This is a genomic window from Psychromicrobium xiongbiense (genome assembly GCF_030271165.1).
GTDB classification, from domain to species: domain Bacteria; phylum Actinomycetota; class Actinomycetes; order Actinomycetales; family Micrococcaceae; genus Renibacterium; species Renibacterium xiongbiense.
Genome location: NZ_JASSZH010000020.1, coordinates 98,929 through 121,870, shown reverse-complemented (window position 1 = coordinate 121,870; position 22,942 = coordinate 98,929). Strand labels below are relative to the sequence as shown.

At 63.7% G+C, this 22,942-nt stretch carries 17 protein-coding genes; 4 read left to right on the top strand and 13 right to left on the bottom strand.

Annotated features, from left to right (window positions below):
- Positions 1-26: 26 nt before the first annotated feature.
- The gene (locus QQM37_RS07890) at positions 27-446 is read right to left on the bottom strand and encodes a hypothetical protein (RefSeq protein WP_285726292.1); all 420 of its coding nucleotides are present in this window, start codon (positions 444-446) and stop codon (positions 27-29) included.
- A gap of 330 nt (positions 447-776) precedes the next feature.
- On the opposite strand from QQM37_RS07890, the gene QQM37_RS07885 reads away from it, so the two are divergent.
- Positions 777-1,025: a WhiB family transcriptional regulator gene (locus QQM37_RS07885; protein ID WP_285726290.1), complete on the top strand. Its 249-nt coding sequence runs from the start codon at positions 777-779 to the stop codon at positions 1,023-1,025.
- Between the two features lie 107 nt (positions 1,026-1,132).
- On the opposite strand, the gene QQM37_RS07880 is transcribed toward QQM37_RS07885, so the two are convergent.
- The 4 genes from QQM37_RS07880 to QQM37_RS07865 form a co-directional block, all read right to left on the bottom strand.
- Positions 1,133-2,593, bottom strand: a complete 1,461-nt coding sequence (locus QQM37_RS07880) for a sensor histidine kinase (RefSeq protein WP_285726288.1) — start codon at positions 2,591-2,593, stop codon at positions 1,133-1,135.
- 26 nt (positions 2,594-2,619) lie between these two features.
- Positions 2,620-7,617 carry an NAD-glutamate dehydrogenase gene (locus QQM37_RS07875; RefSeq protein WP_285726286.1) on the bottom strand — a complete coding sequence of 1,666 codons (4,998 nt, stop codon included), beginning with the start codon at positions 7,615-7,617 and terminating at the stop codon, positions 2,620-2,622.
- 102 nt (positions 7,618-7,719) lie between these two features.
- Positions 7,720-9,162, bottom strand: coding sequence for a CpaE/TadZ family protein (locus tag QQM37_RS07870; RefSeq protein WP_285726285.1), 1,443 nt, complete (start codon positions 9,160-9,162; stop codon positions 7,720-7,722).
- A complete protein-coding gene (locus tag QQM37_RS07865; protein WP_285726284.1) occupies positions 9,159-9,818 on the bottom strand; it encodes a hypothetical protein in 660 nt (219 codons plus the stop codon). The genes QQM37_RS07870 and QQM37_RS07865 overlap by 4 nt, the downstream gene beginning before the upstream one ends.
- Positions 9,819-10,039: 221 nt before the next feature.
- Here QQM37_RS07865 and QQM37_RS07860 point away from each other — a divergent pair, with 221 nt between their 5' ends.
- Positions 10,040-10,273, top strand: coding sequence for a helix-turn-helix domain-containing protein (locus QQM37_RS07860; RefSeq protein WP_285726282.1), 234 nt, complete (start codon positions 10,040-10,042; stop codon positions 10,271-10,273).
- Between the two features lie 6 nt (positions 10,274-10,279).
- Here QQM37_RS07860 and QQM37_RS07855 read toward each other — a convergent pair whose 3' ends face one another.
- Positions 10,280-10,861: a hypothetical protein gene (locus QQM37_RS07855; protein ID WP_285726280.1), complete on the bottom strand. Its 582-nt coding sequence runs from the start codon at positions 10,859-10,861 to the stop codon at positions 10,280-10,282.
- Between the two features lie 200 nt (positions 10,862-11,061).
- Between QQM37_RS07855 and QQM37_RS07850 the strand changes: the two genes are divergently transcribed.
- Positions 11,062-11,889 carry a LysM peptidoglycan-binding domain-containing protein gene (locus tag QQM37_RS07850; RefSeq protein ID WP_285726278.1) on the top strand — a complete coding sequence of 276 codons (828 nt, stop codon included), beginning with the start codon at positions 11,062-11,064 and terminating at the stop codon, positions 11,887-11,889.
- Between the two features lie 46 nt (positions 11,890-11,935).
- Positions 11,936-12,412, top strand: coding sequence for an Rv3235 family protein (locus tag QQM37_RS07845; protein ID WP_285726276.1), 477 nt, complete (start codon positions 11,936-11,938; stop codon positions 12,410-12,412).
- A gap of 35 nt (positions 12,413-12,447) precedes the next feature.
- Here QQM37_RS07845 and secA read toward each other — a convergent pair whose 3' ends face one another.
- The 7 genes from secA to mtrA form a co-directional block, all read right to left on the bottom strand.
- Positions 12,448-15,270 carry a preprotein translocase subunit SecA gene (gene secA, locus QQM37_RS07840; protein WP_285726274.1) on the bottom strand — a complete coding sequence of 941 codons (2,823 nt, stop codon included), beginning with the start codon at positions 15,268-15,270 and terminating at the stop codon, positions 12,448-12,450.
- Between the two features lie 183 nt (positions 15,271-15,453).
- Positions 15,454-16,725, bottom strand: coding sequence for a winged helix-turn-helix domain-containing protein (locus QQM37_RS07835; protein ID WP_285726273.1), 1,272 nt, complete (start codon positions 16,723-16,725; stop codon positions 15,454-15,456).
- A gap of 99 nt (positions 16,726-16,824) precedes the next feature.
- A complete protein-coding gene (gene hpf / locus QQM37_RS07830; protein ID WP_285726271.1) occupies positions 16,825-17,544 on the bottom strand; it encodes a ribosome hibernation-promoting factor, HPF/YfiA family in 720 nt (239 codons plus the stop codon).
- Between the two features lie 116 nt (positions 17,545-17,660).
- Positions 17,661-18,542: a ComF family protein gene (locus QQM37_RS07825; protein ID WP_285726268.1), complete on the bottom strand. Its 882-nt coding sequence runs from the start codon at positions 18,540-18,542 to the stop codon at positions 17,661-17,663.
- A 104-nt stretch (positions 18,543-18,646) separates the two neighbouring features.
- The gene (locus tag QQM37_RS07820) at positions 18,647-20,419 is read right to left on the bottom strand and encodes an LpqB family beta-propeller domain-containing protein (protein WP_285726266.1); all 1,773 of its coding nucleotides are present in this window, start codon (positions 20,417-20,419) and stop codon (positions 18,647-18,649) included.
- A complete protein-coding gene (gene mtrB, locus QQM37_RS07815; protein WP_285726265.1) occupies positions 20,416-22,170 on the bottom strand; it encodes an MtrAB system histidine kinase MtrB in 1,755 nt (584 codons plus the stop codon). Before mtrB ends, QQM37_RS07820 begins: the two co-directional genes overlap by 4 nt.
- 3 nt (positions 22,171-22,173) lie before the next feature.
- The gene (mtrA, locus tag QQM37_RS07810) at positions 22,174-22,848 is read right to left on the bottom strand and encodes an MtrAB system response regulator MtrA (protein ID WP_285726263.1); all 675 of its coding nucleotides are present in this window, start codon (positions 22,846-22,848) and stop codon (positions 22,174-22,176) included.
- Between the last annotated feature and the right edge of the window lie 94 nt (positions 22,849-22,942).

Genomic DNA, 22,942 nt, shown 5'->3' with positions numbered 1-22,942 from the left:
ACCGGGGCCAGCTGAATCTACAGCACCTACAACGCAGCGGAGCCGCCCTGACGCACAGTAAACGTCACCACTGCGGGTGTGAACAGCAGAATGAGTACGGCAAGCGCCCCCGCCAGCCCCAGCCAGCCGATCCAGAGACCACCGATCAGAAGCGGAACCGCGATGGTCAGCATGATCAATTGCCAGACCAGCGTCGCTGCACGGGTCCACCGGAAACCGCGAGCGCCCTGCATTCCCACCGCCACCAGGCCTGCGCCCAGTCCTAGACAGATCACGGTCAGGAACACGGCGGCCGCCATCGAGCCTGCCTGGGACACGAAAAGATTAATCAGAAAATAGATGCCAGCCCCCAGCATCAAGGCCGCTTCAGCCAGGACTACGACGGCGATCACCCACACGCCCCAGGGGCGGCGGGCGGAATCCGGGGCAGACAGAGGTTGCGGCACAATGGCACCCTACCCGAGAGCGACGGGCGGAGCCACGCGCCCGGGACACACAGCCTCGAGGGCCCGCTTCCAGGCCAATCACGTGGCAGGAATGTGACGAAACGCTCACCACCTGGGCCAGATTGACCACTTTTACCCCTTGTTTACACGCAGTTAACGTGAAAACCTTGATGCAATGACCAAAGGGTCTGCCCTCCGTAGGGACTCCGGCACCGCTGTGGCGGCCCACGGAAGGATGCAGCCCTTTTTTTGTGCCTTGTCTCGTGAATATTTTCACAAGCTGGGCCGAGTGAGCTTAGTCGTGTGACTGTTAAGGAGTCAGTGATATCAATGGATTGGCGTAGCCGAGCAGCGTGCCTGGACAAGGATCCAGAGTTGTTTTTCCCTGTCGGCAACACCGGTCCCGCGCTGCTTCAGATCGAAGAGGCCAAGAGCGTCTGCCGTCGCTGCGAAGTCATCGATACCTGTCTGCAGTGGTCCATTGATACCGGTCAGGATGCCGGCGTCTGGGGCGGGATGAGTGAGGACGAGCGCCGCGCCCTGAAGCGCCGCGCCGCTCGCGCCCGCCGCGCCAGCTAGTCCCCAGCAGCTCCCCAGATTCGCAAGCTCATCCGAGGCCCCTCGCCGCTGTGGGCCCCCGCCAGGGTCCCGCGCTGAGCCTGCGAAGCGTGGGAGCGTCCGACGCGCTAGTACAGTGGCAACTCGACGCAGACGGACGTTCCGCGACCGGGACGCGGCTGCCAGACGATCGAACCGCCCAGTTCGCTGGTCACCAGCGTCCGCACAATCTGCAGACCCAGGCCCTCAGTGACATGCCCCTCCGGGAGCCCCACTCCGTCATCGGAGACCGTGAGCCGGAGCATCTCGCCATCGGCAGTCATTTCCCGCTCAGCCTTCAACCAGACGGTTCCGGCGCGGTTTTGCAGACCGTGCTCCACAGCATTCGTGACGAGCTCATTGATCACCAGAGCCAGCGGCGTCGCCAGATCACTGGCCAGCTCACCGAACTCCCCCTCCCGCTCGGTGCGCACGGGGTGCTCCGGTGAAGCGACCTCGGCAGCCAGACGGAACTGACGGCCGATCACCTCATCAAAGTCCACGTTCTGGGTCAGTCCCTGGGACAGCGTCTCGTGTACCAGGGCAATCGTAGCGACCCGGCGCATGGCTTCCTCCAGCCCGTGCTTCGCCTCCTCGGAACGCATCCTTCGCGATTGCATGCGCAGCAGCGCGGCGACGGTCTGCAGATTGTTCTTCACCCGATGATGGATCTCCCGGATGGTGGCATCCTTGGTCACCAGCTCCTGCTCCCTGCGGCGCAATTCCGTCACGTCGCGGCACAGCACGATGGCGCCAAAACGGCGGTCCTGGTCCTTGAGCGGAATGGCCCTCAGCGACAGGCTCACGCCGCGCGATTCCACCTCGGTCCGCCAGGGCATCCGCCCGGTCACCACGAGCGGCAGCGTCTCATCCACGGCCTTACGGCCCTGCAACAGACTGGCCGTGATTTCGGCCAGCGAGCGCCCCTCCAGGGATTCGACATCGCCCAGCCGCCGGAAGGCCGAAACCCCATTAGGGCTCGCGTATTCCACAATGCCCTCTTCATCGAGGCGGATGAAGCCGTCTCCCACGCGCGGGGCACCACGCCGGGACCCGGTAGGCGAGGCGAAGTCCGGCCACAGTGCCAGGCTGCCCATCCGGAGCAGGTCCTGGGCGCTCTGCCGGTACGTCAGCTCCAGCCGGGATGGCAGTCGGGAGGAGGAGACGTCCATATGCGAGGTCACCACGCCCAGCGTCCGCCCGTTGCGGACCATGGGATAGGCATCCACCCGGACGGCCATCTCCGAATCCCACCGCGCCTCCGCCATCCGCTGCGGCTGCCCGGTCGCCCAGGCCCGGTTGACCAGATCGGCCAGATCGCTGCGCAACTTCTCCCCGACAAAGTCCTGGTGGAACACGGTATGCGTCGTGGACGGACGCACATGGGCCAGCGCAATGAACTGCGCATCCGGTTCCCTGAACCACAGCGCCAGATCGGCGAAAGCAAGATCTGCGACCATCTGCCAGTCGCCCACCAGGACATGCAGCCATTCGGCGTCCCCCGGGCCAAAATCCGCGTGATCCTTGATGGGGTCAGTGAAGATCGCCACAGCCCGCCCGCCTTATCTCTGAATGCTCAGCTCCGCACAATCGAACGGAGCACCCTCAAGGCTACCGAGAGCGAGGCCATATCGTCTTGTTCCAGCTGATTCACTTCCAGGAACATCGTCCTGGCGCGCTCCAGCGGCTCCCGGTTAAGCGCAACCCACTGCTCCAGCCGGGCCGATGCCGGAGTACCCGGCTCGGTGGAACGCATCACCGCAATCGTCAGATCCGCGGTGGTCGAATACAGATCATCGCGCAGTGCTGCCCGGGCCAGTGCCTGCCAGCGATCCAGACGGGGCAACGCGGAAATCCGGTTCAGCAGCGAATCCACGGTGAACTGAGCGAACACGCTGTAGTAGACCGCCGCAATGTCCTCCGCAGGCTCCTCCACCTTGGTGCCAATTCGCGCCACATCCAGCAGAGCGAAACTCTCGTACACCTGCGACCACTGGGTCGCCAGGGGCTCCGGCACGCCCCAGAGAACGGCCTTCGCCTGCCACCCCTCCACTCGTTCGCGGTCAACGCCCAGCAGATAGCCGCCCAGGGAACCGCGGAGTGCATCCACCACCGGCTGGTAGCGATCCACCAGCTCACCGACCTCCCGGGTGGTCTCGCCATGATTGACCATCCAGCGCACCGCCCGGTCCAACAGCCGGCGCAGATCCAGGTGAATGGTCGACCAGTGCGCCGTGGGGAACGAAGAGGGCAGAGCACTGAGTTCGGCCAGAACCTCGTCCAGACGGTAGATCTCCCGGATCGCGACGAAGGCCCGGGCAATCTGGTCCTCCCCCGCACTGGTCTCCTCCAGAGCACGGAAGGCAAAGGTGATGCCACCGATATTGATCATGTCATTCGCCACCACCGTGGCAATGATCTCCCGGCGCAAGGGATGTGACTCAAGGTCCCCGGCAAACCGCTCACTGAGCTGCCGCGGGAAATAGCCCTCCAGGGCCCGTCGGAACCAGGGATCATCCACCAGCGCGCTGGTGCTCAACGCCTTGGCCAGCTCGATCTTGGCATAGGCCGCCAACACCGAAAGCTCCGGTGAGGTCAGCCCCTGGCCAGCCGCCATCCGGTCTTCCAGCTCCGAGGTGCCCGGCAAGGCTTCGAGACTACGGTCCAGGCCGGCGTTCTTCTCCAGCCAGTCCATCAGACGTTCATAGCTGGGGCCCCATTCGAGGACCCTGGTCCGGTCATTGAGCAGCAGGATGTTCTGTTCCACATTGTCGGTGAGCACCAGGGCACCCACCTCCTCCGTGAGGGAGGCGAGGAATGCTGCCCGCTCGCCCGACTCCAGTCGCCCGGCAGCCACCATGCGATCAATGAAGATCTTGATGTTCACTTCGTGGTCGGAGCAGTCCACACCCGCCGAATTGTCAATCGCATCGGTGTTGAGAATGACGCCGTTCAGCGCAGCCTCAATGCGACCGCGCTGGGTCAGTCCCAGGTTGCCGCCTTCGCCCACCACCTTGACCCGCAGATCCCGTCCGTCAACCCGGATGGCGTCGTTCGCTTTGTCGCCGACCTCGTTGTTGCGCTCCGTGCTGGCCTTGACATAGGTGCCGATCCCGCCGTTGTACAGCAGATCCACCGGCGCGAGCAGAATGGCGCGCAAGAGGTCCGGTGGGCTCATCGCCTGCGTTCCTTCCGGCAGGTCCAGGACCTTCCGGACCTGCTCCGAGACCGGAATGGACTTCACCGAGCGTGGATAGATGCCTCCGCCCTCGCTCAGCAGCGAGGAGTCGTAGTCAGCCCAGGATGAGCGCGGCAAACCGAACAGCCGACGGCGCTCGGCGAAGGACGCGGCCGGGTCCGGATTCGGGTCGAGGAAGATATGCCGATGGTCAAAGGCGGCCACCAGTTTGAGGTGCTCCGAAAGCAACATGCCGTTGCCGAAGACGTCGCCGGACATGTCCCCCACGCCGGCAACAGTGAAAGACTCTTGCTGAGTGTCGACATCGAGCTCGCTGAAATGCTTTTTGACCGATTCCCAGGCCCCGCGGGCGGTGATGCCCATGGCCTTGTGGTCGTAGCCCACCGAGCCTCCGGAGGCGAAGGCATCGCCGAGCCAGAAGCCGTAGTCCGCCGAAATCGAGTTCGCGATATCAGAAAACGAGGCGGTCCCCTTGTCCGCAGCCACGACCAGGTAGCTGTCATCGCCATCGCGGCGCACCACCCGCTCCGGTGGAGCGGTCTGCCCGTTCACGAGGTTGTCCGTCAGATCGAGCAGACCGCGGATGAACACCTGGTAGCTCGCGATGCCCTCGGCCATCCAAGCTGCCCGGTCCACGGCCGGATCGGGCAGTCGCTTGGCGTAGAAGCCGCCTTTGGCACCGGTGGGCACAATTACCGCATTCTTGACCGTCTGCGCCTTCACCAGCCCCAGGATCTCGGTCCGGAAATCCTCCCGCCGGTCCGACCAGCGCAAGCCGCCGCGGGCAATCGGGCCGAAGCGCAGATGTACACCCTCCACCCGTGGTGAGTAGACCCAGATTTCCGCATGCGGACGGGGCAACGGAAGGTTTTCCAGACTCCGCGGATCAAGCTTGAAGGACAGATAGCCCTTGCCCTGGAAGTAGTTGGTCCTCAGGGTCGCTTCGATCGCATTGGCCAGCGCGCGCAGGGCACGGTCTGCATCCAGGGTCGGCACCTGCTCCAGGCCGGCGTCCAGCGAATGGTGAACCTGCGCGAGCCGGGCTTCACGGGCTGGATCCGCCAATTCCGGGTCGAAGCTGGCCTCGAACAGCTCCACCAGTGACGTCGCCACGGCCCGATTGGCCACCAGGGCATCAGCAAAGAAATCGTAGGAACTGGTGTTGCCGCACTGGCGCAGATATTTGGCATAGCTACGCAGCACAGAAACCCGACGCCACGACAACTGTTCCTGGAGCACCAGCCGGTCAAAGGAGTCGGATTCGCTCTCTCCCTGCATCGCCGCACCAAAAGCGTCCCGCAACAACTCCGCAGTGCCCAGCGGATCCACTCCCGCCGGATATTTGAGACCCAGGTCGTACAGGAAGAAATCCCGACCATCCGCTGTCGTGATTTCGAAAGGTCGCTCGTCCAGCACAAGGAGGCCCAGATTGTGCAGCAGCGGCAGAATCTGACTCAGACTGCGCGGCTTGGTCAGATACAACTTAAGCCGGGCGTCTTCCTCGAGGTCCTGGACGTCTGCTGGCAGATAGACCGCTACCTCGGGCCTGCAGTCCACCGCATCGTCCTCGTGAACCTGGTCCAGGCCTGCGGCATCCTGCAATGTCTCGTGCTGCCGGCGGGCCAGACGCAGCCGTGCTTCGTAGGCTTCAAAGCGTTCGACATCGAGCACGGCCTCCTCCACTTCGAAGTCCACCCGGTACCCGGCAGGGAAGGCATCCGCCCACAGGCGGACCAACGGCAGTGCGACCTCGAGAGCATAACTGTTCTGCAGCGCTTCCGAGAGCCCTTCGGCCCAGGAGCGGGCAGCCCGGACCAGTCGATGCTCCAGTTCCTGGCTGAGCGCTTCCAGCTCAGCAGGGCTACGGTCGTGGCCCTGGGTCTCCCGGGGCAGCCGAATGCGGAAGAACAATCGCGCCAGCGCAGAGTCGCTCATTCGCGCCTCAAAGTCGATAGTCTCCGCCTGGAAGGTCTCCCGCAGCTCCGCCTCGATCCGTAGCCGGACAGCAGTGGTGTAACGATCCCGGGGAATGTAGACCAGTGCGGACATGAACCGTCCATAGATGTCCGGACGCAGGAACAGCCTGGTCCGCCGCCGTTCCTGAAGCCGCAGGATCCCATCAGCGATGGCGATCAGATCCGGCACAGCGATCTGGAACATCTCATCGCGTGGGTAGGACTCCAGAACTGCGAAGAGATCCTTGCCCGAATGCGAATCGGCGGGAAAGCCAAAATGGTCCTGAACCGCACGTACTTTCTGGCGCACCACCGGAATGTCGCGAACCGAGGAGTTATAGGCAGTAGAGGCGAAGAGGCCGATGAATCGCCGCTCCCCGGTCACATTGCCCTGGGCGTCAAAGGACTTGACGCCCACATAGTCAAGGTACCCACTGCGGTGCACTGTGGAGCGGGAGTTCGCTTTCGTGATCACCAGAGCCTGACGCTCCCGGGCCTTGCGACGCCCCGCCTCGGTCAGTCGATGCACCTGCTTGGCGGTCGCGGCCGCCTCCGCCCGGCTCTGGTGCAGCACACCGAGTCCACTGCCTTGCTTGGTGACCAAGGCGTCCTGGCCCTGATCACTGATCAGCTCATACTCGCGGTACCCCAGGAAGGTGAAGTTGCCCGCTTCCATCCAGCGCAGCAGCTCCTGGGCTTCGCCCAGCTCGGCAATCTGGTCCCGGCCCGGCGCCTGTTCCAGGCTCGCTGCGCACTCCAGCGCCATCTGCCGCATGGACCGCCAGTCATCCACTGCAGCACGCACATCGGCAAGCACATTCGTCAGACCGGTGGCGAGCTGCTCCCGGCGTTCCAGGCCCAACGGTGCCAGTTCGATGGCGATCCAGGACTCCAGGGCCGCCGAGCCTCCAGCCTGGGGCAGGACGGCGGCCAGGTCAGGCAGCGCCGCAGTGTCACCGCTCGCCATTCCGCCCTGGGACGGCACGGGAATGACCTGTTCCAGAGCACCGTCCTGGTCCCGTCGAACCACAAACACCGGATGGACCACCAGATTGATCGCCCCGTACTGACGCACGATTTCGGCGGTGACCGAGTCGACCAGGAAGGGCATATCGTCCGTGACGACGTAGACCATGCTGGCCAGCGAGACTCCGCTGCCGCTGGCATCGGGGAGCTGATCTTCCACTACCGAGACCATCGCAGTGTGCGGCAGGCGCCGCGCAGCCAGTTGCCGATGTGTAGCAGCGCGACGGTCCAGTGTCTGCGGATCGAAGTGGGCAAATTCGTCCTGGGCCACCTGTGCGTAGTACTCATCACGGAAGCGTGCATTCGCCTCGGGGCTCAACCTCGTTTCCGACGGAACGGTGCTCTCCGAACTCGGGGTGGAACTCGATGCGGCCTCGCCGGACCCTGTGGACATGTCAACGCCTCCATAGGTGGTAGTCAGCCGCGTCATTGCAGCCCTCTTCACTGTAGTCCGTGAACGCCCAGCCGATTGATGGGCATATGACCTACAAAATTCTTATTTTTTGTTGATCTGCCCAACGGCCTTGACGAGTTGTCGCTGCTGCCGTCGGCGACCTCGCCCGGCGGAGGCAAGGCGCCCGGTATCGGCGGCTGTTTTCGCACCGGAAGTACCGGCACCCGAAACCTCCGCCGCCAGTCGGAGAAGTGCCTGTCTCAACGGAGCATCCGCCGCAGCCTCCAGCAGGACCTGACCGCTGAGCAAGGCTCTGTCCATGGAGGCCGGATCCCAGGGCAGGAAGTGGACGATGTCCCGCTGCGGGCCGAAACGGGCCCAGGCCTCGCGCAGCGCCGACTCCGGTGAACTCCCCACGGATCCGGTGCGAAGCTTGTTGACCACCACACTGACCTGGTGCGCTGGAAAGAGTTGATCGAGCTCATTCAGGGCTCTGATCATCCGCGGAATTCCGATGCTGTCCGCGCCAGCGACAGCCACAATCTGATCTGCCGCATTCAGTACGGTGAGAGTGGCGGCGTTGCGGCGCGGCGCCATCGTGTCATAGCTGAGTTCTTCATCATTTTCGAGTGAAAAACCGCAGTCGATCACCACATGACGGCAGAGCTGCCTGGCCTGTTCAACCACCTCAGTCAGGGCTGCAGAGCGCAGTTCAGGCCAGCGATCCATCCGGGTCAATCCCGTGAGCACCCGGAAACTTCCGCCCCGGAACATCACCTCGGGCGCAATCCGGGCCAGCGTATCCGGCGCCAGGACACCTTGATCAGCCAGCCGACAGGCCTGCGCAATTCCTGCAGTTTCATCGAGCAGGCCGAGTGTGCCGGCCACACTGGCTCCATAGCTGTCGGCATCCACCACCATCACCCTACGACCCGTGGCCGCCAGCTCAGCTGCCAGGTTGACCGCGACCGTGGTGCGACCGGGCGAACCGATCGGTCCCCAGACCGCGATGACGCGACCCTGCGCGGGCTCCAGAGCGCCGCCCCCTCCCGAGCCGGCCGGGGCGTCAAGCGGTCGGTGAACCTGCGGACCGGCCTGCGGGTACGCCGGGAGCTGCGCTGTCCTGACATCAGCATGCCCCCAGGCCGCGCCGTGCGGTCCCGCGAGGTCCCGGCGTTCAGAGTTCGCGGCCGCAAAGTTTCTGTGGGAGACCGTGTCGCTGATGCTCGCCGCCAACTCCTCGGCCCTAGCCTCGCAGGCGATAACCACCGCGCCCAGCGAGGTGACCCGCTTCGCCTGCTGGACGTCATCGGTCATCACCAACAGACTGACACCCAGCGTGGCCAGCTGTTCCAGCAGCGTCGCTGTCAGGTCTTCCACGCCATCTGCGATCACGGCAGCCTGGGCCAGGCCGCTCTGGCAGGCCGCCACCGCCTCCGCCAGATCGGCGCAACGGCGCACCACAGTCACGGGCCCATGCAGTCGTTCCAGGCCACCGACCATCGGAGCGATGGCCTCGCCGACGGTCACCACTGGAATGGTCATCCGCGTGCGCCCGCCGGATTCCAGACCACGGAAATGGTTGCCTTGCTGGCGAGCGCCGTCAGGATCTGGGGTAGCTGTTGTTCAGGCACGAGGACATAGATCGTGGTGCTGGAGTCCGCCCCGAGGCCACTCCCCGCCGCCTTGATCTCGCTGATTTCCGCAGCATTGAGCATCTTCTTCGACTCTGAGGAGGCAGATCCGGCCGGGCTACCCGCTTTAGCATCCGGTCCAAGCACCCAGACGTCCACCAGGCTGCCCTTACGGACCCCGGTGGGCAGTGGGGTTTCCAGTTTCAGCGCCACCGGCTTGCGGTGGAGCGCATCCGTCTGGCCCACGCTGTCCCTAGCGACCAGTTGCCCCTGACGAATCGCCTGCACGGCGACAGAGTCGGTGGGAACATCCTCGGCACTCAACAGGTACGAACCCTGGAGATCGCCGAGTTGCACCTTGACCTTGAGCAATACGCTTTGATCGAGCTTCTGCCCGACGCCGATGTCCTGGGCGGCGGCGTACACGCTGACGGTACGGTCCACGTTGCCTACCAGGGCGACGACGCCCGCCACCGAGGCCAGAACCAGCAGAAGACCGATCAGCAACCGTGGGTCCTTCCACGAAGGCCGCTTCAGCCGGTTAGCCGGGTTTGCACCGATCGTCATGCCTGCATCCTTTGCGCCATCAGTGCAGGGGCTTCCCAGAAAGTCCCCGCACTCCATCCAAGAGCAGAGCCAGCATCACACCGACCCTGTGAAACGACTATGCGTCGAATCTCCGACATCAGGATAAGGCCACACGTCTGAATAATTAAGTGTTGCCGGACCACTTGTGGATAACTTGGTCAAAGCTACTCAAGTGAGTACAAAAGTGACAAAATAAGACCATGCCTCGATTCCTGACCCTCGCCGACGTCTCCGAGCAACTGCAGATCTCCTCCCCTGCGGCGTATGCTCTGGTGCGCAGCGGCGAGCTCCCGGCGATTCAGGTGGGTGGACGCGGCCAATGGCGCGTCGAAGAGACCATGCTGGAGCAGTACATCCAGGATCGGTATGCAGATACACAGCGGCTGGTGGCACAGCATCAGGCAGCACAGAACAGGGACCCCGCCACGCACTGATCGGAGCTACGCCTCGCGAGGAGGCGAAAGAAGCGTCTGGATGCCGGAAAACGGCACCGTGCGCCGGGTCACGATATGCCCCTCCCGCCGCAGTTCGCCATCACGCAGCACGGCTACATCACAGTGATCCGACCCCACACCGTCAATGACTGCGGTGAATCTCTCCGGCACCGACCCACCTAGCTGGAACGTCACCACGGAACGATCCCGGGCCAGAAGGCGCAGGATCGAGGCAAGGCTGCGCCGAATCGCACCCGATGGGCGGATGGCCGTCCGGCCAAGCCCTTCCACACTGAGCACAGCATTCAGCGGGACGACGGCTGAGCGCTGGTCCACCCGCAGCATGAGCCAGTCGTCTCCCACCAGATGCAACACCCCAGCCAGGGCGGCACTACCTGCAGAACTCGCGCCAGCCGCTCCACCGAAACGGAGCTCGAGCCGGTCGCCTACCGCGCCACGCAGGCGATCCAGCAAGGTCACCGACGCCGCCTCCGCGCGTGCCCGCTCGGCAACTTCCGCCTCCCAGTCCAGAATTCGCGCGGCATCAACCTGCGCCTCCATATCGGCAAAAAGTGCTTCCCATCGCATCAGCACAGAGTAGGGCGCACAGCAGATCGGGTCAACCCACAAAAAATCAGATCAAATACAACTAAACATAGACAAATAGAATCTATGGTGCTTCACTTAGCTTTATGAACATCAAACACGTTCAAACAGCATCAAATCGAAGGAAAGCTATCGAACATGCCCGGGGAACAGCCCGGCAACACTTTGCTGCCGATCTGGGCATGACCCTGAGCATCCTGCTGCTGGGTGCCGCTCTCCTGTTCTGTGGCTCGGTGACGATGCCCAGGTTTGGGCGCACGAATCTCTGGAACACACTCGAGCTGGCTGACGTCGTCGCGGCGATCGCCATCGTGAGTGGACTCGCCGTCACACTCTGGTGGGTGCTGTCCCTGATTGTCTCGCTCAGTTGGGCGATTGCCGCGAAGCGTCATCCGGGCCGGAGTCCCAGGGTTGTACGGATAGCGCCGACCTCCATGCAACGTACCGTTGCCGTGCTCGTCGGCCTTCAGCTGGCTTTGGCGCCCAGCGCACAGGCCGGCATTCCGACTCTCGCGGCACCCACCTCTCCCGCCTGGACCGCCAGTTCCAGCGACTCCTCGAGCTATCCCCTGTGGAAACCGAGCCCCAGTGGAGGGACAGATCCCAGCTGGCATCTCGCTCCGCAAGCGAATCCCAGTCCCAGCTGGAAGCCAAGTCCCGGCGAAGCATCGTCCCCTGCCCGGCCGGCATCGCCGTCCACACCCCCGAAAGCGGACACCAACCCAGCCGTGGGAGCCAGCCCGCTCTGGCAGCCTTCAGCCCCTGCTACCACACCAGGTCTCCTGGCGCCTGCCCCACAGCGCCCCGTCATCGGCGCAGAGCAGAGCCATGTGGTGCGTCCCGGCGACTCGCTCTGGTCCATCGCGGCCCGGGCGCTGGGTCCACTGGCGGACGATGCCGAAATCGCCCGGGCATGGCCGCTCTGGTATGCGCTCAACCGATCAGTGATCGGCGAGGACGCCCATCTGATCCAACCCGGACAAATTCTCCTCGCCCCACCTGCACGCTGATGAACGCTGTGCATCCACCTCAACCCATCTCACACCAGGAGGCATCATGTCCGCCGTCACCGCTGAAGAATCATCCTCAGGACCGGAACCCCGGCGACTGCGGGTGGCTGGAAATTCAGCAGAATCCGCTCGTGAACAGCCCCAGGGCGAGGTCGTTGACCTTGCCGCTTCAGAGGCCCGCAAGGTGCGCCAGTTCGCCGCCACGGTGGCCCAGGCCGCCCTTGAAGTACTCGCCGGAGTTCGCCCGGTCTCGCAAGTGCGCCCGTACCTGGACTCCAAACCCCTGCGGAATCTGGAGATCAGGCTAAACCTGACGCAGCGAGCCTTGCGAACCGCCCGCCCACCACTGGCAGACAAACCGCATCACGCGCTCAAACTGCGCAGTGTTCACTACTGCAAGCTCGCACCCGGTGTCTACGAACTCAGCGTCGTCATCGCTGAACGGATTCGCCACCGTGCAGTGGCGCTTCGGGTGGAGCAACGGGCAAATGCCTGGCGCGTCATGGAGTTACAGATCATCTGAAGGTGCCAGACGCTGTCCCCACTGGGGCAGCCTCGTCAGCGGCGCTTCTTCCGCTTGGCGTTCGTTCTGGTGGTCTTCCGGGCCGATGGCGGCAGATTGGTTGAGGAGCCCTTGCCTGCCGATTCCTTAGCCGCAGCGGTGCGCTCCACCCGGGTCTGCGCTTCGCCCGAGGCATCGGGCGAAGTGAAGCTCAGTGTGGTCGGCTGGGCTGGGGCCTGGAGCCCCGGTGCGCTCAGAATTGCCGACGCTCCAGAGGACTTTCCCTCAGCAGGCTCAGCATCCCCGGACGATGTCCCGGCCACCCGGTCCGCCAAGGCGGACTGCTCCGCCTGGACGCCCACCGAGGCGGCTGGCGACTCTTCGACCTGAACGTCGAGGTTGAAGAGGAAACCGACGCTTTCTTCCCGGATGGCTCCCGTCATCGCCTGGAACATCAGGAAACCCTCGCGCTGGTACTCGACCAACGGATCACGCTGTGCCATGGCGCGCAGTCCGATGCCCTCTTTCAGGTAGTCCATCTCGTAGAGGTGTTCCTGCCACTTGCGGCCCACCACCGAGAGCACCACCCGACGCTCCAGCTCTCGCATGGTCTCCGAGCCCAGGGACTCCTCCCGGCGCTGGTACGCAAGCCGGGCATCGGAGAGGATCTCATCACGCAGGATCTCAGAGGTGATCGCGCCCTTACCGCCCACCTCTTCAGCGATGTCATCGATGGTCAACGAGATCGGGTACAGGGTGCTCAGATTGGCCCACAGCGCCTTATAGTCCCAGTCTTCGCTGTGCCCTTCGGCCGTTACTGCATCGATCGACTCGGTAATCGTGTCTTCGAGGAAGTGCTGCACCTTCTCGTGCAGATCATCGCCTTCCAGAATATGGCGACGATCGCTGTAGATCGCCTCACGCTGACGGTTGAGCACGTCATCGTACTTGAGCACGTTCTTGCGCTGCTCAGCGTTGCGGCCTTCCACCTGTGCCTGCGCCGAGGCGATCGCCTTGGAGACCAGCTTGGACTCCAGCGCGGCGTCATCGGGCATCACCGAGCGGCCCATCAGTCGTTCAGCCGCACCGGAGTTGAACAAGCGCATCAGATCGTCGGTCAGCGAGAGATAGAACCGCGATTCGCCCGGATCGCCCTGACGACCGGAGCGGCCACGGAGCTGATTGTCGATGCGCCGCGACTCATGGCGTTCGGTGCCCAGCACGTAGAGACCGCCGAGTTCAACGACCTCGTCGTGCTCAGCCTTGACGTCTTCCTTGGCCTTCTCGAAGGCCTCTGCCCAGGCCGCCTCGTATTCTTCGGGTGTCTCTTCAGGGCTCAGCCCACGCTTGGCCAACTCCGCCACAGCATGGAATTCAGCGTTGCCACCGAGCATGATGTCGGTACCACGACCAGCCATATTGGTGGCAACCGTCACCGCGCCTTTACGCCCGGCCTCCGCGACGATAGCGGCTTCACGAGCGTGGTTCTTGGCGTTGAGCACCTCATGCTTCACGCCACGCTTGGCCAGCTGTTTGGAGAGGTATTCGCTCTTTTCAACGCTCACCGTGCCGACCAGCACCGGCTGACCCTTTTCGTGACGTTCCACGATGTCGTCCACCAGAGCTTCGAACTTCACGACCTCGTTTTTATACACCAGATCCGGCTGATCGATCCGGATCATCGGCTTATTGGTCGGGATCGGCACCACACCGAGTTTGTAGGTGCTCATGAATTCTGCAGCTTCGGTCTCTGCGGTACCGGTCATCCCCGAGAGCTTTTCGTAGAGCCGGAAGTAGTTCTGCAGGGTGACGGTGGCCAGCGTCTGGTTCTCCGCCTTGATCTCGACGCCCTCTTTGGCCTCGATGGCCTGATGCATGCCTTCGTTGTACCGACGGCCCGCCAGAATACGGCCGGTGTGCTCATCGACGATGAGGACTTCACCATCGAGGACCACGTAGTCCTTGTCCCGCTTGAACAGTTCCTTGGCCTTGATGGCGTTGTTCAGGAAGCCGATCAGCGGGGTATTGGCGGATTCGTAGAGGTTCGTGATGCCCAGGTAGTCCTCGACCTTTTCAATCCCGGGCTCCAGCACACCGACGGTGCGCTTCTTCTCATCGACTTCGTAGTCCTTCTCCTCGGTCAGCCGGAGCACCACCTTGGCGAATTCCCCGTACCACCGGTTGGCGTCCCCGGACGCCGGGCCGGAAATGATGAGCGGAGTCCTGGCCTCATCGATCAGAATGGAGTCGACTTCATCGACGATGGCGAAGTGGTGGCCGCGCTGAACCAGTTCCTCCGCGCTCCACGCCATGTTGTCGCGCAGGTAGTCGAAGCCGAATTCGTTGTTGGTTCCATAGGTGACGTCTGCCGCGTACTGTTCGCGACGCACCGCGGGTTCCTGCTGGGAGAGGATGCAACCGCTGGTCAGACCCATGAAGCGGTGAACACGACCCATCAGCTCCGACTGATAGCTGGCCAGATAGTCATTGGTGGTCACAATGTGCACACCTTTACCGGAGAGTGCGTTGAGGAAGGCCGGGGCCGTGGCCACCAGCGTCTTGCCTTCACCGGTCTTCATTTCAGCGATGTTGCCCAGGTGCAGCGCGGCACCACCCATCAGCTGAACATCGAACTGTCGCATACCCAGGGTGCGGCGGGAGCCCTCTCGCACCGCGGCAAAGGCTTCCGGAAGTAAGTCATCCAGGGATTCACCGTCGGCATGACGGGCCTTCAGCCGATCGGTCTCCTCGCGCAGCTCAGCGTCCGTGAAGGTCTCGAAAGACTCTTCCAGCGCGTTGATGGCGTCCGCGTAGACGTGGAGACGCTTGAGCGTCTTGCGGTCGCCCGTACGGAGGATCTTCTCAAGCAGTGAAGCCACGTGTCTGTACTCCCGGTTAGCTGCGGTTGTGCGGCCCAGGCCGCTGCCGGAGCCCTGCGGCTCCCGGCGGTCAATAGTCTACGTGAGACACGATTAGCCGGGCGCATGCGTTCCCCGAGCTGGCTGACAGGCAGGTGGAAGACCGTGAGGTGGAAGATCATGAGGGTGAGGACAGCACAGCGCTCAGCCTGCGGCGACAACCGCCCTCGCCAGGTCCGGTGCAAGGTCACCGACCTGTTCGACCAGCACATCGTTCAGGCCCAGCCAGTCGGCCATCAGCCGAAGTTCGGCAGCCAGCTCGATGGCGGTATCCACCGGAGCCTCCGGCTCGCGGAAAGCGGTGCGAACGATCAGTCTGCCGTGCGTCCGGTCAGCTTTGAGGTCCACCCGGGCCACCATCTGCTCCCCTAACAGGAAAGGCAGCACGTAGTACCCGTGGGTGCGCTGCCCGGCCGGGGTGTAGATACCGATGCGATAGTGCATGCCGAAGAGATCAGCGAGCCTACGACGCTCAAACACCACCGAGTCAAAGGGGCTCAGCAGCGCCCGGGCCCTGCTGAAACGCGGCCGGGCAGCCTCTCGATGAAGGTAGAGTCGGGCATCCCAGCCACGAACCACGACCGGTTCCAGCACACCATCACCGACCAGCCGGTCCACCGCCTGTGCAGCACTGCGCACCGGCAATCTGAAGTAGTCCGCAAAACAGCGCGCCGTTCCGATTCCATGCGCCCTGGCGGACGCCTCGATGAGCATATCCAGCGCCTGCTGACGCTCGGCATCATCGAAAGACGCCACCTGCAGACTGTGCGGAGCAGGATGGATGACCCGTTCAACCGGCGTGTATAAGCGCTCGAACTGTTCAGTACGACCCGCCACTCCGACGGTGCCGGCGATGAACAGTTTTTCCAGGATCTGCTTGACCGGATGCCAGTTCCAGCCCCAGCCGCTGCGATCTACCTCTGCCTCATGGCCGATCCGATCGCTCACCTGCCGGGCCGTCATCGCGCGCCCTGCAGACAGCGCCGCGAGGACGTCGGCAGCCAGGGCTTCCTCCGAGGTTCGATCGAGCGGGTTCCGGCCGAACCAGGACCGCCGCTGCCACTGCTGGACGGCGGTGAAATGCCCGGGGTGAATAAAACTGGCCTCATGAGCCCAGTACTCGACCATCTTCCGCGGGTGCCGTGAGGCCAGCCGGTCCAGCGCAGAACGGTCATAACTGCCCAGACGGGCAAAGAAGGGCAGGTAGTGGCTGCGGGAAAGCACGTTCACTGAGTCGATCTGCACCAGTTGCAGAGTGTCAAAGGTCTTGATCAGGGCCCGGGTTGATGCCCCACCCGATGCCGCAGGCTTTCCCCGATGCAGACCCTGCGCGGCGAGCGCGATTCTTCGGGCCTGGCCCAGGGTCAGGGGTGCGGAAGCGGTCATCTGTCCAACGCTCATCAGGCCAGCACTCATGAGGCCAGCCTAGGAGCAAGGGCCGACAATCAAGAATCTCTCGAACCCTACGCCCCCAGGCTGGCCTGGTGGTTGTTTACTTCATGTGGTCAATGCTGATCAACCGACGCTGGCCGCCCGGTCATCTGAGCGATACGCCAGGATCTGCTCACTCACGGTGGAGCTACTCGGCATGGTGCCGTCTGCATCATTGAGCGAGATGACCCCGTAGGTCCAGCCACGACGGCGGTACACCACGGAGGGCGCATTCGTCGTGGAGTCGACGAAGAGGTAGAAATCGTGGCCGACGAGTTCCATGTTGTCCACCGCGTCATCGACGCACATGACCTCCGCCGGGAAGATCTTCCGGCGGATCAGGACCGGCGAATCTCCGGCAGGGACGTCGGCTTCACTCTCATATGGCTCCGGGGCGGCCACGGGGGTGGGCGCGGGCTCCGGATCCGCCACCAGGCCGAGGGGCACTGTGGGCAGGCCGGCCGTCGCTTCGTGAACCGCCACAGGTGTATGGCGACCACGGTGAATTTTCTTTCTGTCCTTGGCGCGACGCAATCGTTCAAGGAGCTTGGCATAAGCGGCGTCAAAAGCGGCGAACTTGTCATCGCCATGAGCTTCTGCGCGAATCACCGGACCACGACTCTGCACCGTCAGCTCGACTGCGAGCACCTGACTGGCTGAGCGCGATGCCGCAATTTTGGAGATTTTCGCGTCAATGCGCTGGATCTTGTCGGCAAGGACTTCCAGTTTGGAAATCTTTTCCGAGGCGTACTCCCGGAAGCGATCCGAGATGGAGAGGTTGCGTCCGTTGATGGTGAATTCCATAGTGCCCTCCAGAGATCTTGGTGACACAGCGGTCGACATTTCGGTGCATACACCGGACCGCCGACGGGTCCCGATCCTCAAGGGATGCCCGTTCACCCACGTTAGTCCAAAGCGGGTCAGGAATCACGCAGATCCCGGGAAGGGTTTTCCTGGGTTTTTGGTATGTCCGGTTCCCAGGCCGCTCCGCCAGCAGAAACTGCCCCGGAAACCGCTGCCACCACGGCTCCACCGAGAACCTCGCACCCCGTGGCAGAAAGGACCCGATGCGCCTCAGCCAGGGTTGCCCCAGTGGTCAGGACGTCATCGATCAGCACAATTGGCCTGCCGCGCAGCCGTGGGATCTGGTGCGAGCGCACCGCCAGACTGCCCCGGGCATTGCGGCCACGCGCCGCGCGGCCGAGCAGTTTCTGGCTGTGCCGGGCCCAGGCAGGCCGCCATCGCGGGCGCAACAATCGCACCGCGTCCAGGCCAAGATGCCTGATCGCCGGTTCGGCCAGGATGAGGGCCACCGGATCATAGCCGCGTCGGCGAAACGCTGCGCCCGTGGTCGGAATCGGCACCAGTACGGGCGCCGGGCATGCATGATCAGGAGGCAGACAGAGCTCCTGAACCGCCACCTCCACGGCACGGGCCAGCGCAGGCGCAAGCTGCCGTGCCAATACTGTTCTGCCCTGCTGTTTGAACCCGAGGAGGACGGCAGAGACCACCGCGCCGTACCGGGCCGCAGCGATCACCGGCAGAAGAGGCTCTCCGTTCAATTCCTGCAGGGCAGGAGCACCGTGCGAAGCCTGCCAGGGTTCCCGGTCAGCCTGACGCAGATGCCGGGCACAGTCCTGGCATAACGATGCGTCGGCCGCCTCGCAGGCGACGCATCGCATCGGAAAGACCACCAGACTCAGCTCCGTCAGGAGCCTGCACACCGTTTCCACCAGCCACGCCCATCCGCTGGTGGGCGGGGAACGATGCCCGCGCACCGGCATCGTCGGGTCCAGATCCATTCAGCCATCCTGGCCCGCGGATGGTCCGGTACCGGGAGAACCACCCGCCTCCGGGCCCGCTTGTGAACAAAAAGGCGCTCAATGGCCACTGTGGAGGAGGAGTCTCAGCCCGGGAAAGCCAGCTGGGTGATCCCCTGGGCGGGCTGCTGCTGCCAGACATTACCCACCCTCAGGTAGAGCGCCCCGGAAGTGCTCTGGGTGTACACATCGTTGAAGGAACTGCCCACGCTGAGCCAGCTGGTGTCCGCCAGCGTGGGCATCACCACTGGATCAGCGGCAAGCGACCACTCCAATAATGCGGGTGCGGTGGTGCCCGGCGTCAGCAGCACCACCGATTCCGGTCCGGACCAGAAGGCCTGGCTGACCTGAGCGGCTGGGTAAAGGATCATCGGTGGGGCCAGGTCCCGCGGGGTGCTCCCCGCACTTCCGTCCTGCTTGAGAATCCCGGCAAATTCGAGAGTGGTCACCCCATTCGCTGAAGAGACCACCAGCAGTCGGGTGCCGTCACGGGAGACCCGCAGGGAGGAAACAGTACGGCCCTTGAGCCAGTCCGGGGTGAGCGTCACCACCGCCCCCTGACCTGCCGGCTGCGCTGCGAAAACCCGACCGCTGCCGTCGGTGGCAGCCGTCCAGACCCATCCGCCGGGTGAAAACGATGGCGCCGACAGCGGGACGCCGTCGATCTTCCGGACCGGTTCCTGCCCGGGCACCATGGTGTACAGCGACCGCAGCTCGGCGGTGAGGAAGGCGAGCGCGACGCCCTTGTCATAGGACTGGGCGGGCTGGGCTGGGTGCAGCGCCGCCACCGACGGGAACCCCGTCAGCGATGACACCGCTCCACCCTCCAACCAGGCGAGTTCCCCCTTCGAGATACCGACCTGACGGGCCGCGACCGTGGGCTGATGAGCCACGCCGGTCGTCGTCGGATCCGCGCTGTCCGGGGTGATGCTGGTGGTGTCGGCGCGCATCTGCACGCTGGTCACCGTATTAAGGCCCTTCTGCAAGGTCTCCTGCAGCTGAGCCTGCATCTGTGCGCGCGCTGCCGAGCTGGCTTCCAGAAGGGATTTGGCGGTCAGATCGACGGTGGCCTGCGAATTATTGATCGGTACGGTGGGCCGCAGAAGATCGGTGCCGTCCGGGAAGGCGCTGGCCACGGCACCCTTCAGATACGGTGCGGGGCCGCCCAGCAGCGCGCGCACCATCGCCGTGGCGCGGGAGTTGCCCTGCGCCACGGAACTCTGCCCGGCAAACCAGCGCAGGTCGGGAACGAGGTAGCTGAAGGTCGGATCGTAGAAGTAGATATCGCGCGGGACGAAGAGCGAATTGAAGTAGTCCTGGGACAGCAATACCCCATTGGGTGGCGAGCTGATCCGCCACTGGCCGTCCACCTTGCTCAGGCTCAGGCTCATCGATTCCACGGCTCCGGTGGAGGCTGCCGTCATCACTCCGGTCGAATCCACCACGCCTTTGACGTCGACATCGACCTTGTACTGCGTATCAGATCCGTCACGGGAGATCCGGGGGTCTCCCTGGTAGACCACCGTGCGGTTATTGCCCTTCCAGGTGTTTCCCAGATCGGTGGTCAGGTACGTCCGTGCCACCTGGAAGTTATTCACCACGCCGCCCACCGAGGCTGCGATGAACCCACTGATGATCTGGGTCTGATCAGCGTTGTCTGCCGGAGGAACCGCATTGAACACGATGTCCTGCGCCTGCTGATTCTGCTGGTCAGCCGTCACGTCGCTGCGGCTCACCGGCCCGCCGGTGGGAATGCTGGAGCAGGCCGTGAGCATGGCCAGGAGAAAACAGAGGACGCTCAGAACGCAGGCCAGCCACGGCACACGATGACGTCGGGCGGCGGAGAGGGGCCGATTCATCGCTTCTCCTTCGATGCAGACGTGGTCCCTCCCTGTGGAGAGGCGGTCCCGGAGGTCAGCTCAGCCAGAGCTGAGAACGATGGCGCCCGGGCCACGGTGGCCAGAATTCCGGTGGGCGGAAACGCGATGGGTCCGCCCGCTTCGGTACCGGGTGGCATATCGAGCAGCGTGTGGTCGATGACGTCGCCCTGATGTCGGGGCAAGGTCAACCGGAAGCACGAGCCCTTGCCGGGGCTCGCCCAGACTTCGAGCCGCCCCCGGTGGAGGTTGGCGTCCTCGGTGGCGATGGCCAGTCCCAGGCCGCTGCCCCCCGTGGTACGTGCGCGGGCCGGATCGGCACGCCAGAAGCGGTCGAAAACACGCACCAGATCTTCTTCGGCCATCCCGATGCCGTAGTCCCTGACGGCAATGGCTGCGACCTCCTCATCGGCAGCAATATGCACTTCCACCGGGTGTCCCTCACCGTGCTCGAGCGCGTTAACCACCAGGTTGCGCACGATCCGTTCGATCCGGCGCGGATCCATTTCGACCACACAGTACCGATCCGACATCGAGCTCAGAATGCGCAGTTCCGAACCGATCTGCTCCGCGAGCGGTGCAGCCTGGTCCACCACCTGTTGGATGACGGCAAACAGATCGCCGGGCTCCGCATCCAGCAGTGCCGCACCAGCGTCAAACCGGGAGATCTCCAGCAGGTCCGCCAGAAGCGCCTGGAACCGCTCCACCTGGTGGTACATGAGTTCCGCCGAGCGCTGGCTGACCGGGTCGAAGCCGTCCCGGGCGTCGTAGAGCACCTCTGCGGCCATCCGGACGGTGGTCAGCGGGGTCCGCAGCTCATGCGAGACGTCAGAGACAAAATTGCGCTGCATCTCGGAAAGCGCCGCCAGCTGGGTGATCTGATCCTGCAACGCAGCCGCCATTTTGTTGAAGGACAGCGACAGGCGGGCCATCTCATCCTCGCCGCGGGCATCCATTCGTTCCTGCAGACCGCCGGCGGCCAGCTTTTCCGCCACCGTGGCAGCGGCACTGACCGGGGTGACGACGCTGCGCGTCACATACCAGATGATGCCGCCGATCAGCAGCAGCAGTGCAGCACCGGAGATGAGCAGCACCGACTGGATGTAGTTGAGCGTGTCCTGCGTCTTGTTCAGGTCATAGACCATGTAGAGCTCATACGTGGTGCTGGAGAGCCGGACGAGAGTACCGATGGCGATCGCCGGATGCGTGCCGCTGCTGCCGACCGGAAGGGCGATCGACTTCCAGAGCTGGACGCCGAGCTGATTGGTGGGCAGCGCCCTGACCTGACTACGCAGATCGTCCGGGATGGCTGTGGCGGGAAATCCGTCGCTGGACAGCGAGGCCACGGACAGCGGATTGGTCTGACCGGGCACCACGGTCATCAGATACAGACGGCTGTTATCCGACTCGCCGGTGTTCAGGGAGCTGAGGACGCCGCGGGCCAGCACTGACAGGCCGGCCTTGTCCGAGACCTGGGCGGCATCGAATGCGTCCTGCACCATGGTGACGCCGCGCAGGTTATCCGTGGTCGCCTGCTGCAGTCGCTCCTTGAAGAGCCCCTGGGCGATCTGGTTGGAGAGGAAGATCCCGAGCACACAGAACACCAGAAACGCTGCCAGCATCGTCACCGAGACGGTGCGGAACTGCAGTGACCGGCGCCAGCGGCTGAAGACCCAGGCGAATTCGCGCTTGGTCCAGGCCCAGCCGCGTCGCCACCACGACGGAACAGCCATCAGTTACTGACCTGCTTTGTACCCAACGCCGCGAACTGTGAGCACGACCTCGGGAGCCTCGGGGTCGCGTTCGATCTTGGAACGAAGACGCTGGACGTGCACATTGACCAGCCGGGTGTCGGCAGCATGCCGATATCCCCAGACCTGTTCCAGAAGCACCTCACGGGTGAAAACCTGCCACGGTTTGCGAGCCAGCGCCACCAGCAGATCAAACTCCAGCGGGGTGAGGGAAATGCGCTCCCCGGCACGCGTGACGGAGTGGCCGGCGACGTCGATCGTCACGTCGGCAATGGTCAGGGTTTCCGGCGGCTTCTGGTCACCGGGGCGCAGACGGGCGCGGACCCGCGCTACGAGTTCCGCCGGTTTGAAAGGCTTGGGCACATAGTCGTCGGCACCGGATTCCAGCCCGCGGACGATGTCGGCCGTGTCCGATTTGGCGGTCAGCATCACCACCGGGACATCGGACTCGTTGCGGATCTGACGGCACACTTCAATGCCGTCAATGCCGGGCAACATGAGATCCAGGAGCACCAGGTCCGGTTTTGCGCCACGGAAAACGTCCAGGGCCTGACTGCCGTCGGCGCAGAAAACGGGATCAAAACCGTCGTTGCGCAGAACGATGCCGATCATCTCCGAGAGTGCCTCGTCGTCGTCGACCACCAAAATACGAGCCTTCATATACCTATCGTCGCCTATCGAGTCAATCTTCGCCCCATCGACCTGCCCGGAGGGCGCAAATAACCTGTCACCGGGCCTGATGGCCCGCCATCGA